At 62.2% G+C, this 11,977-nt stretch carries 9 protein-coding genes; 1 reads left to right on the top strand and 8 read right to left on the bottom strand.

Annotated features, from left to right (window positions below):
- Positions 1-36: 36 nt before the first annotated feature.
- From BMZ23_RS06440 to trhP, 4 genes are all read right to left on the bottom strand, one after another.
- Positions 37-1,095, bottom strand: a complete 1,059-nt coding sequence (locus BMZ23_RS06440) for an FAD:protein FMN transferase (RefSeq protein ID WP_093474317.1) — start codon at positions 1,093-1,095, stop codon at positions 37-39.
- A 10-nt stretch (positions 1,096-1,105) separates the two neighbouring features.
- Complete coding sequence (locus tag BMZ23_RS06435) at positions 1,106-1,903, bottom strand: undecaprenyl-diphosphate phosphatase (protein ID WP_093474314.1); 798 nt, start codon at positions 1,901-1,903, stop codon at positions 1,106-1,108.
- A gap of 75 nt (positions 1,904-1,978) precedes the next feature.
- On the bottom strand, positions 1,979-3,331 hold the full coding sequence (gene mgtE / locus BMZ23_RS06430) for a magnesium transporter (RefSeq protein WP_093474311.1): 1,353 nt from the start codon (positions 3,329-3,331) through the stop codon (positions 1,979-1,981).
- A gap of 254 nt (positions 3,332-3,585) precedes the next feature.
- Positions 3,586-4,899, bottom strand: a complete 1,314-nt coding sequence (gene trhP / locus BMZ23_RS06425) for a prephenate-dependent tRNA uridine(34) hydroxylase TrhP (protein WP_093474308.1) — start codon at positions 4,897-4,899, stop codon at positions 3,586-3,588.
- A gap of 175 nt (positions 4,900-5,074) precedes the next feature.
- Between trhP and BMZ23_RS06420 the strand changes: the two genes are divergently transcribed.
- Positions 5,075-5,740, top strand: a complete 666-nt coding sequence (locus BMZ23_RS06420; protein WP_093474305.1) for a cyclase family protein — start codon at positions 5,075-5,077, stop codon at positions 5,738-5,740.
- Here BMZ23_RS06420 and BMZ23_RS06415 read toward each other — a convergent pair.
- From BMZ23_RS06415 to BMZ23_RS06400, 4 genes are all read right to left on the bottom strand, one after another.
- Complete coding sequence (locus tag BMZ23_RS06415; RefSeq protein WP_093474302.1) at positions 5,664-7,850, bottom strand: methyl-accepting chemotaxis protein; 2,187 nt, start codon at positions 7,848-7,850, stop codon at positions 5,664-5,666. The genes BMZ23_RS06420 and BMZ23_RS06415 overlap by 77 nt on opposite strands.
- Positions 7,851-8,019: 169 nt before the next feature.
- Complete coding sequence (locus BMZ23_RS06410; protein WP_093474299.1) at positions 8,020-9,966, bottom strand: TRAP transporter permease; 1,947 nt, start codon at positions 9,964-9,966, stop codon at positions 8,020-8,022.
- A 65-nt stretch (positions 9,967-10,031) separates the two neighbouring features.
- Positions 10,032-11,189 carry a TAXI family TRAP transporter solute-binding subunit gene (locus BMZ23_RS06405; protein ID WP_093474297.1) on the bottom strand — a complete coding sequence of 386 codons (1,158 nt, stop codon included), beginning with the start codon at positions 11,187-11,189 and terminating at the stop codon, positions 10,032-10,034.
- 301 nt (positions 11,190-11,490) lie between these two features.
- A partial coding sequence (locus tag BMZ23_RS06400; protein WP_218143576.1) for an FAD-binding protein occupies positions 11,491-11,977 on the bottom strand: 487 nt, incomplete at its 5' end.

The raw sequence follows: 11,977 nt of genomic DNA, 5'->3' as shown, positions 1-11,977 counted from the left end.
CGGCCTTTTTGTTTGGTGAACTGTACTACCTGTCAGTTACTCCAGCGGCTTCAGCTGTTCCTCGCCATACTCTGCCAGCAGCGCCGGTGAGGCCCAGCTTTCCCAGCCCTGCTCGGCAGTGCGGGCCAACAGCAACACCATCAGGCCATGCTGTTCGGCTAGCTGTTTGGCAATATCGGGACCGACCACCAGCAGTGCAGTGGCCCAGCCGTCGGCCAGCATGTTGGACGGATGCAGTACCGTGGTCGAAGCCAGGTTGTGCTGTACCGGCAGGCCGTTGCGTGGGTCTATGGTGTGCGAGTAACGCTGCCCGTCGGCTTCGAAGTAGTTGCGGTAATCCCCTGAGGTGGCTACCGACAGGTTGCTGATCGACAGGATATGCCGCGCTACCTGGCTTTGGCTGCTGTCCGGCAGCTCCACGCCAATCCGCCAGGGTTGCTGCTGGTTGTCACGCCAGCCACTGGCGATCAGGTCGCCGCCGATATTCACCAGATGATCGTTAAGTCCCTGGCTTTTCAGAAAGGCTGACACGCGGTCTACGGCATGGCCTTTGGCAATTGCCGACAGGTCGACATAGTTGTTGCGGGTACGGCGTGCGCGCAGGCCATCAACATCCAGCTCCAGCGATTGCCAGCCGATTTCCGACAGGCGCTGCTGCAACTCGGTATCTTCAGGCGCCTTGAGCGGACGTGCCTCGGGGCCAAAGCTCCATAGATTGACCAGCGATCCGACGGTGACATCAAAGGCACCGTCACTGGCGGCAGATATGTCCTGCGAGGCCTGGAGTACCTGCATCAGCTCGGCGGAGATAGCCATCCACTCGCCAACCGGTTGCTGGTTCAGCCGGCTCAGTTCGGACTCTTCACGGTAGGTCGACATGCTCGCGTTGATCAGCTCCAGCTCGGCCTCCACGCCTTGCTGGAGCTGATCCAGACGCTGGTCGTCGAGTCGTGCATTCAGGCTGATCTGGTAGAACGTGCCGAAAATGGCGCCCTCCAGCCGGTGTATTTCGCTGTCGCGGGACGAGCAGCCGACCAGCAGGGTCAGCAGCAACGGCAATACTAACCAGAGGGTATAGGGACGAACAGGGGCCATGAAAACTCCGTCAGATGAAAATCCACAACAGCATTACACCCAGCACGATCCGGTAGATCACAAAGGGCTGCATGCCGATGCGTTTGATAAAGGCCAGGAAGTAATGAATGCACAGATAGGCACTGATGCCGGACAGCAGCACCCCGGCAGCCATAAAGCCCCAGTCGACACTGGCGCCCGACTGGATGAGTCCCTTGGCCTCCAGGCCGCAAGCCAGCACTATCACCGGAATCGACAGCAAAAAGGAAAAGCGTGCCGAGGCTTCCCGGCTGAGGCCCAGCAGCAGGCCGGCAGTCATGGTGATGCCCGAGCGTGAGGTGCCGGGGAACAGCGCGATGGCCTGGGCGATGCCGATCAGCGCCACATCCTTCCAGTTCATCTGGGTGACTTCGCGCTGGCCGCGGTGCCTCCAGTCGGCATAACCGAGCAGCAGTCCGAAACCGATCAGGCCGGCGGCGATCCATAGTGGTGAGCGCAGTACGGTTTCTATGGTGCCCTTGAAGGCCAGTCCAGCCAGGCCCACCGGTATGGTGCCGAGGATGACGGCCCAGGCCAGCCGTGCATCCGCATCCAGCTGACGGGTCGCCAGCGAGCCAAACCAGCTGCGCGTCATGTTCAGCAGGTCCTGGCGGAAATAGATCAGCACGGCGCCCAGACTGCCCAGGTGCAGCGCGACATCGAAGGCCAGGCCCTGATCCTCCCAGTCGGTCAGCTCCGGCACCAGAATCAGGTGTGCCGAGCTGGAGATGGGCAGGAATTCGGTGAGGCCTTGCACTATGGCCAGGACGATGACTTGCAGCCAATCCATAGAGAACGTTTCCTGTCACAAAAAAGGGCACAAGTAGAACATGTTGGCGCGCCGGGCGCGAGTCCCGGCATTGGCTCAGACGTCGGGCAAACCGAGGATTGCAGTGGCTATACCGAAGTAGATCAGTACGCCGCTGGCGTCAGCTATGGAGGTGACCAGCGGCGCCGAGGCGGTTGCCGGATCCAGCTTCAGGCGTTGCAGCAGGAACGGCAGGCACATGCCGATAAGGCTGCCTATCATCACCACCAGTACCATGCTCAGGGCCACCACCAGGGCGATCTGTTCGCCACCACGGATAAAGCCCAAACCTGACACGGCCAGTGCCATGGTCAGGCCCAGGGCGGAAGCCACCCCCAGTTCACGGCCAAGTAGCCGCCCCCAGTCGCGAAAACGCACATCGCCGGTGGCCAGACCCCGTACCATCAACGTGGCGGCCTGGGAGCCGGCATTACCACCGCTGTCGATCAGCAGCGGCAGGAAGAACACCAGTGCGATATAGGCAGAAATGGTGTCCTCGAAATAGGCGATGCCTGCCCCGGAGAAAATATTGGCAAACACCAGCAGTACCAGCCAGCCGATACGCTTGCGGTACAGGGTAAACAGGCTGGCACCACGCAGGCCGCCTTCCAGCTTGCCGATGGTGGCACCCTTGTGGATGTCCTCGGTGGCTTCTTCCTCGACCACATCCAGGGCGTCGTCGTAGGTGATGATACCTATCATGCGCTGGGCTTCGTCGATGATCGGCAGCGTCATCAGGTCGTAGCGAGAGATCAGCCGGGCTGCTTCTTCCTGGGTGGCATGTACCTGTAGCGAGACCACATCGCGGGTCATCAGCTCGCTGATCGGTGCCTGCGGCCGGCCAAGAATCAGTTCGCGCAGCGACAGGGTGCCGATAATGCGCTGCTGTGCATCCAGCACATAGATCTGGTAGATGGTCTCGGCATCCGGTGCGGTCAGGCGGATGTGCTCCAGCGCATCGCGGGCACTCATGTCGGCCGGCACCACCACATAGTCGCTGGTCATTACCGAGCCTGCGGTGCCCTCGGCATAGCTGGACAGGCGCCGCAGGTCTTCCCGCTCATGGTGAGCCAGGCCCCGCAGAATACGCTCCTGCCGCTCGGCATCGAAGAGCTTGAACAGATCGGCGCGCTCGTCGGCGTCCATGCGGGTCAGCAGTTGGCTGAGCGCATGGTCGTCCATCACTTCGGCCAGTTGCAGCTGTGCTTCAGCCGGCAGATAGCCAAATACTTCGGCGCGTTGGGCAGTATGCAGTTGCTGGAACAGTTGCAGGGCTTCGCGTGGCTGTTCCTGGCGCAGGAATTCGGCCAGGTCGGCCGGACGCAACTCGCTCAACAGGCGGCAGATGGCTTCTCCGTCCTGGCGCGCCATGGCGGCACGCAGGGCGTCGGCAACAAGGTTGTAGGTCATGGGTCAACTCCATTGGGGCAGCCTGCAGGCGCCTCGGAGTTGACCTCAATGGAGGCTGAACGTTCCGGTGTCGCGCGTGCGGGCAGAATCCACATCAAACAGGGGGTTCTGGTCTAGCGGGCATCTACTGGGAAGGTCCATGTCGGCCTCACGTTGGCACCGGCGATTCGCGGCGCCGGCATTTTCATGCAGTGTGTCTGGTTGGTCAAGATTGAAGGTGCCGCCGACGCGTGCAGGCGGCACCCCGGGTCGGATCAGGCCGGCTCCGCCGCCTGTGCCAGCTCCGGCAGCCAGCGCAGTAGCAGGCTGAACTGCGGGTCGCCGTTGAAGCCCTCCGGGCGCGGAATGCGGACCACATGACCGGTACCGGGCGCGACTTGTCCGGGCTGGCCGTGGCGGTCAATCAGCTCCGACAGGACAAAGCTGTGGTTGCCTTGCGGGCTCATCAGTTCCAGCTGGTCGCCGACCTCGAAGCGGTTCTTCACGTCTATGCGCAGCCACTTGCCGTCGTCTTCCAGGACCTCGCCAACAAACTGGTGACGGGTCATCCGCGAATTGCCGTGCTCGTAGGTCTGGAAGGCGCCGTGCGGGTGGCGGCGATAGAAGCCTTCGGTATAGCCACGATTGGACAGGCTTTCCAGATCATCCATCAGGCGCATGTCGAAGGGGCGGCCAGCCACCGCATCATCAATCGCCTTGCGGTAGGTCTGCACGGTTCGCGCGACGTAGAAGTGGGTTTTGGTGCGGCCCTCGATTTTCAGCGAGTCGACACCCATCTTCACGAAATTTTCCACATGCTGTACTGCACGCAGATCCTTGGAGTTCATGATGTAGGTGCCGTGTTCGTCTTCTTCGATGGCCATCGGCTCATCCGGCTTGTCGCTCTGGTGCAGGATGTGCACCGGTTGTGCCACAGGTTCGAGGTTGCCCTCGAGGGTTTCGGTGGCCGGCTGCACATCGTACTTCCAGCGGCAGGCATTGGTGCAGGCACCCTGGTTGGCGTCACGGTGGTTGAAATAGCCGGACAGCAGGCAGCGACCGGAATAGGCAATGCACAGGGCGCCGTGGACAAATACCTCAAGGCCGACATCCGGGCACTTTTCACGGATCTCGGTGACCTCTTCCAGCGACAGTTCGCGCGACAGGATGACCCGCTCGATGCCCTGATCCTGCCAGAATTTTACCGTGGCCCAGTTCACCGCATTGGCCTGCACCGACAGGTGCACCGGCAGGTCGGGCCAGTGCTGGCGCACCAGCATGATCAGACCGGGGTCGGACATGATCAGCGCGTCCGGTGCCATTGCCACCACCGGTTCGAGATCCTTCAGGTAGGTGGCCACCTTGTTGTTGTGCGCCGCGATGTTGCTGGCCAGGTAGAAATGCTTGCCCAGTGCGTGCGCCTCGGCAATCGCTTCGGCCATGACGTCGGGGTTGTGAAAGTCGTTTTCACGCACGCGCAGGCTATAGCGTGGCTGGCCGGCGTAGACCGCATCGGCGCCATAGGCGAAGGCAAAGCGCATGGCCTTGAGGGTGCCGGCCGGGGCCAGCAGTTCCGGGGTTTTCAACATCGCGAGGGTTCCTGTTTGCAAGACAAGAAAAAAGGGCGCACAGGATAGCCAGTTCCGTTGCCAATTGCATGGTCTGCCCGACCGGCAGTCATGATCTCCCAACAGTCACACTGATAGTGCTGACCATTTACCTGTAGCCGTGGCATGTTTGGGGAAACAGGACGGAGGACAGCAGATGCGTTGGAAGCACAGACCGCAAGGCTCCAACTGGGGGGACTTCGGTCCCGATGACGAACTCGGCCGGCTCAACCTGCTGACCCCGGACAAGGTGCTGCAGGGCGTGGCCGAGGTGCGCGAGGGGCGCAGCTTCTGCCTCAGCCTGCCGCTCGACTACCCCGGCGGCAATGCACTGAACCGCCTGCGTCATCCGCCACGGCGCTTTACCTCCGGGCGTGGCGACAAGCTTAACTACAACTTCGAACTGCAGCGCATCAATTCGCAGTTCACCGACGTGGTCAGCGACGATGCGGTGCTGCTGTACACCCAGTATTCGACTCAATGGGATGCGCTGTCGCATGTCGGCGGGCTGTTCGATGCAGATGGCGATGGGGTGTCCGAGCCGCTGTATTACAACGGCTGGCGCGCCGGCGAAGATATTCGCGGGCCGGCCGGGCACGCCGATGCACTGGAAGGCGTCAGTGCCGAGCGCCTGGGCATCGAGAAAATGGCGGAAACGGCGGTCAGCGGCCGTGCCGTGCTGATCGACCTGGAACGGCACTGTGGCCGGGAGCGGGTGCTGGTCGATCATGCCCGTCTGCAGCAGATCATGCAGGCCGATGCTGTGGTGGTTGAGCCGGGCGACATGGTCTGCCTGTATACCGGGTTTGCCGATCGCTGCTGACGCGGAAACTGTCGGACAGCTGGCTCAGCTGTTCGGCGGTCTCGCGGACCTGCACCGAGCTGCCCTGCAGGGTCTGCATCACTGCGGCCATCGCACCGGTGGCCTGTGCCACGCGGGCGGCCTGCTGGCCGTGGGTCTTGCTGTTGCTGTCCATGCGTGCAATCAGCGCAAACAGTGACTCCACGCTGTGCTGCAGGGCGGCATTCTCGGCGGCGGCATTATCGGTCTGCTGCAGCTGCTGGTCCACCTCCGCCACACCACGCTGCATCTGGCCGACCGCTTGGCGGGTGGCGTCACTGATGCTGGCAATGCCCTGGCTGATATCGGCAGCCGCCTTGGCGGTACGCGCTGCCAGCGCGCGTACTTCATCGGCCACCACGGCAAAGCCGCGGCCGTGCTCGCCGGCGCGGGCCGCCTCGATGGCCGCATTGAGTGCCAGCAGGTTGGTCTGGCTGGTGATGTCGGTGATCAGCGAGACCATCCCGGCAATTTCCGCCGAGCGCTGGTCCAGCAGCTGCACGGTGCTGGCGGAGTGCGCCACGGTATCGCGAATCTTCTGCGTGCCTAGGATGACATCCTGCAGTTGCCGGCGTGCCACCGCCATCACGTTGCCCAGGCTGTCACGCATCTGACCGGCGGTCCGGGTGGTTTCATCGAGGCTGGCCAGCTGCTGTTCGATCATTTCCAGCATGCGCTGAATATCGCGACTGACGTCTGCCACGCTCTGGCTGATCAGCTGGTTGCGTTGCAGCATCTGCGAACTGCTGTCCAGCACATGACTGCTGGTGTGCTTGACCCGACCGACTATGCTGTCGAGGTTGTCGATAAAGCTGTTGACCCAGCGGCCCAGCTCACCGCTTTCATCGGGTACCAGCCGGCTGTTGTCCAGCCGCTGGCGCAGGTCGCCGCCGCCCTCGGCGATACTGCGGATGATCTCGGTCATGCGCCCCAGACGCCTTGCCAGCTTGCGGGTGGCCATTCGCTGGAACCACAGTGCACCAGCACCCATCAACAGCAGGCTGCCGACCAGCTGCCAGCCATTGCCCGGCTGCAGGTAGGCCAGCGCGAACTGGCCTGCGGCGATCAGCGTCAGTACCAGCAGGAACTGGCGCATCAGGTTGTAACTCAGCGAGCGGTAGCGGTAGACCTCCTGCAGATCGGCCTCGCACATCATGCCCCAGCGGTCCGCCGAACCCTGCAGGCTGAAGGTCACGCCCTTGCCGATCACCGGAATGTGCCGGTAGTCGGAGTAACCGGGATAGCCAACATACAGATTGCTGCCGTGGCGGATGGTTTCGCGCACACCGGGGTGCAACTGGCCGGTGGCCGGGTCGGTGAAGCGCAGCTCCAGTTCGGTGTGCGCCTGCACCCGCACCTTGCCCCAGCGCGTGGCGATACCGTCCTTCAGGTTGTCGCCGTGGCTGAAGGTGCTGTCCTCGAAGCGCGAGCGCGACAGTGCGCGGCCCGGCTCGATGGCCGGGTCAAAGCGCGACTCGACCATGAAGATATAGTTGTCGCCGGATTCCGGGTAGACATGTCCAGCCTCACGCTGAATCAGGTCGCCCAGCACGTCGTTGGGAACCCGCGCGCAGAGGCAGCCACCGCTCTCCAGCGGCAAATAGAACATCAGGGTTACCGCATCATGGAAGCTCGAGGTGCTTGGTCCCAGTGCCAGGGTGCGAGGGTCCACATAGGGGCCGTGCAGGAAGGCCTGACGCAGGCCACGCTGTACAGCGGCGCCGGGCAGGCCCAGCGGCAGGTCGCCGGCGCTGGAGTACAGCGGTTGTCCGGTGGTATCCAGCAACAGCAGTTCGCTGGCATCCGGCATGCGCTGGCGCAGGCGCGCCAGCAGTGTATCGTCGATATGTGCAAGGTCGGCCTGCAACTGTTCGGCCAGACTGTGCAGGGTGCTCCACTGGTTGTCACACCACTGTTGCAGCAGGCGTACCCGGGTGTCGGCAATGCTTTCGAAGATTTCCTGCAATTGCCCAAGCCGGGCGCGGTTCAGCCAGCAGGCCCAGCCCATCCGCCACTTGCTGGTGTTGCCGGTCCACGGCAGCCAGCCGCGTTCACTGTCGGTGAGTGCCATAGTCTGCTGGATTCTGTGCATTGCTTGCCTCGCCTTACGGATAATCTGAGGTTGGCAACGCAAGAACTGCGCCAGCTGTATTGCAACGAATTGTGGGGGATGCAGGCGGTGATACGGCCAGCCACGCACCAGGACGGTGCGCGGTTGGTCGGCCCGGGGTGATGCGCCCCATACAGGGGCGCAGTGAGATTCAGGCGGGTCTGAGTGTGCGGTGCGCCAGGGTCAGTAGTACGCCCGCAGCGATCAGCGCGAAGGACAAACCGAACAGCTGCAGCTCACTCATGTTGATCAGCGGGTTGTGCGGCATCGCCAGCAGCATGCCGCCGAAGATGAACAGCAGTCGCAGTGGCCAGTGCAGCCAGCCGCGTTCACTCAGGTCGCCGAGCTTCGGCAGGTAGCCTTGCAATCCGCCGGCCACCAGCAGGATGCCGGCTGCCGCACAGGCGATCGCCTTGGCAATCTCGGCACCGCTGCCCTGCAACACCAGTGCCGGCTCCAGCACGAAGAAGAACGGAATGAAGTAGATGATGCTGCCCATCTGCATCGACACGAAGCTGGTTTTCATCGGACTGGAGCCGGCCACCGAGGCGGCGGCAAAGGCGCCGATCGCCACCGGCGGCGTGATAAAGCTGAGCATGCCCCAGTAGAGGATGAACATGTGCACCGCCATCGGGTTCATGCCGCCGTTGATCAGCGCCGGTGCCAGGGCAATGGCGAGGAAGATGTAGGCGGCGGTTACCGGCATGCCGATACCGAGGATGAAGCTGGTCAGTGCGCCCATCAGCAGCAGCACGAACATGTCGCCGCCGGCAATGAACAGCAGGTCGTTGGCGATGGTGCCGGACATGCCGGATACCGCCAGCGCACCCATGATCAGGCCGACCCCGGCCATCAACCCGGTCAGCTCGGCAAACAGCGCGCCGCAGGATTCGGCAAAGTCCTTGAAGTCCTTCCAGCGCCAGCGGCTGTGTTTGCGCAACTGGTTGATCACCAGCAGCAGGGCGGTGGCATAGAAGGGTGCAATCGCCTCCTGCTTCATAAACAGCAGCATCCAGATCAGGAAGGCGAATACGAAGATGTAGTGCCAGCCTTCCTTCAGGGTGTCCTTGACCCGAGGCAGATCAATGGCCGGCAGCCCCTTGAGTTTGTTGCGTGCCGAGTAGAAGTCAATTTGTACGAACAGGCCGAAGAAATACAGTGCCGAGGGAATCGCCGCCGCCAGGGCGATTTCGCCGTAGGGAATATCGAGAAAGGTCGCCATGACGAAGGCGGTGGCGCCCATCACCGGCGGCATCAGTACCCCGCCGGTGGAGGCGCAGGTTTCCACCCCGGCGGCATAGGGCCTGGAGAAGCCGACCTTGCGCATCGCCGGGATCGACAGCGGGCCGGTGGTCAGCACGTTGGTCACCACGCTGCCGGACATCGAGCCCATCAGGCCGCTGGAGAAGATCGACACCTTGGCCGGACCACCGCGCACCTTGCCGAGCAGGGCAAAGGCCAGGTCGATAAAGAACTTGCCGCCGCCGGTGCGCTGCAGGGCGATGCCGAACAGCAGAAAGCCGATCACCAGATTGGCGAATGCCTGCGAGGGAATGCCGAGCAGGCTTTCATCACTGTTGGTGTGATAGATGGCGACCAGATCGATCGGAGTGGAGATGCCGGCGAAACTGTCTGGTAGCCGGCCGGCGAAGATCGGGAAGATCGAGGCGAGGAACACCACCACGAAGATCGGCCAGCCGCCGCAGCGGCGCGTGGCCTCCAGGGCGATCAGCCACAGCGCCAGACTGAACCAGACCACATGCTCTGGAGCGGCGTACTCCCAGCCCTCATCCACTGAAACTGACTGGTTGCTGATAAAGAACAGGCAGCAGCCGGCGCTGGCCAGTGCCATCATCCAGTCATACCAGGGCACCGGGTTGACTCTCCTGCCGCGACCGGCAGGAATGGCGATAAATACCATGGGCAGCATCATCGCCAGCAGGCCGTAAATATATTCGCCAGTCAGCATGGTATAGCCGGTCAGCGCACCGAAGTTGAAGATGTGATAGATCGCCAGTGCTGCCGTCAGCACCGCGACAATGCGCAGCAGTACGCCGGTGAGCGGATTGCGTAGTGCTTCCTGTTGTTCTTCTGACATGGATAGGGTCTCGTAATACGGGTTCCGGGTATGTCTGGGCAGTCATACCCCCTGACGGGATGGCCTCAGCGGCGGAAACCGGGGTCGAAGCCGGCGGCGGTCAGTGCCTGGGCTCTGCGTTTCATCCAGCTGGCCTGGAAGTTGTCTGCATGATCGCCGGCCAGTTGCTCCTGCCAGGCGCTCATCAGCACTTCCTGACGGCGCAGCAGATCCTGGTTATGGGCTTCGTATGCATCGGACCAGACGCCCGCTTCGCGGAAGTAACGCACGGCGCCTTCGTGATAGGGCATTACCCAGTCGTACACCTGCCGGTCCAGCGCGTAACCGTCGGCGCCCGGGGCCAGGTCCTTGAAATGCTCGTAGTTCTGGTCGACAAAGCGGGTCAGGGCATAGATCTCGTCAGCACTGCGATCGGCATTGGTCACCAGAATCGGCAGGGCATAGCCGCCGCCATGCCAGGGGTTTTCGGGAGACACGCCAGCACCACGGGTTTCGATTTGCGCTGTGTAGTAGGGAATGACCTGTTGGGCGCGATCCCAGGCTGCCTTGTCTTCATCGGTTTTATTAGGCATGTGCAGCCAGCTGACACCTCGCGGACTGGCGGCAATACGTTCCATCAGCGGCGTACGGGTGGACATCGGCATCACATCGGCATGCCCGTTGATCAGCATCTCGATAGCCTCGTTGGTGCCGGCGGCATCGACGCGACGCACGTCCTGCCAGGTCAGGCCAGCGTAGGCCAGCACCGCCGTGGTGATCATGTTGATCGAGTCGGCCCCGCGAATGAACACCAGGCGCCGGTTACGCAGCTCGCTGGGCGAGGTCAGGCCGGTGTCTGCGGCGGCCGCCAGGCCGAAGCTCTGGGTGCCCTGCGAGGCCAGCACCATGCGGATTGGTTGCGGTCCCCAGTCGGGTTTGTTGAACAGGAAAATGCCTTCCTGACCGAAATAGCTGGCGATACCGCACAGGCAGTAATCAGCGCGACCGGTTTTCAGCGGGATCATCCGTGACACGTCATTGCGACCGGGCAGAATACGGATATTGCTGCCTTCCTGATGCTTCAGTAGCCCGCCAAGGGCAGCGGCCTGGGCATAACCGGCGGAACCGGTACCGTAGGCGGTCCACACCATCACGCGAGGCAGCGCGCTATCCGCAACGGCGGTAGCCGCGACCCCCAGTGCCAGCACCAGACCTGAAGCCAGATGACGAAGTCGTATTGCCATGGAGTTGCCTATATTGTGATTATAGTTTCGCAGTGCGAAATCAAATGGCGCTTTGATTTCGCACGTCAGAATAGCATTCTACTCATGGTGAGACACATTGCAAAAGGCATTGAGTAAGGAAAGGTTAACTCAGCATAGACGAAAAACCGCGAGCGGAGAGGGGGCAAGCTGCAAGCCTCTAGCGGCAAGCATCAAGCAGGAAGTTATTTGCGGTCATATGTAAAAAACCCCGACTTGTGAGAGTCGGGGTTTTTTCAGCTACAGGCCATAAGCTTGCCGCTAGAGGTTTTTAGCTTGTGACTTACAGCTTGCCGTCCAGCTCCGGAACCGCGTCGAACAGGTCAGCGACCAGGCCATAGTCGGCGACCGAGAAAATCGGTGCTTCCTCGTCCTTGTTGATCGCCACGATCACCTTGGAGTCCTTCATGCCGGCCAGGTGCTGGATGGCACCGCTGATGCCGACCGCCACGTACAGCTGCGGGGCAACGATCTTGCCGGTCTGACCGACCTGCATGTCGTTCGGCACGAAGCCGGCGTCGACCGCAGCGCGCGAGGCACCCACGGCAGCGCCCAGCTTGTCGGCGACCTTGTACAGCATCTCGAAGTTGTCGCCGTTCTGCATGCCACGGCCACCGGAGATGACGATCTTCGCCGAGGCCAGCTCGGGACGGTCGGACTTGGCCAGCTCTTCGCCAACAAAGGCCGAGACGCCAGCGTCGTGGGCGGCACCCACGGCTTCCACCGCAGCACTGCCACCTTCGGCGGCGACGGCGTCAAAACCGGTGGCG

Origin of the sequence: Halopseudomonas yangmingensis, assembly GCF_900114825.1 — a bacterium.
In the GTDB taxonomy this organism is placed as follows: domain Bacteria; phylum Pseudomonadota; class Gammaproteobacteria; order Pseudomonadales; family Pseudomonadaceae; genus Halopseudomonas; species Halopseudomonas yangmingensis.
This window is presented reverse-complemented; position numbering and strand designations above follow the sequence as displayed.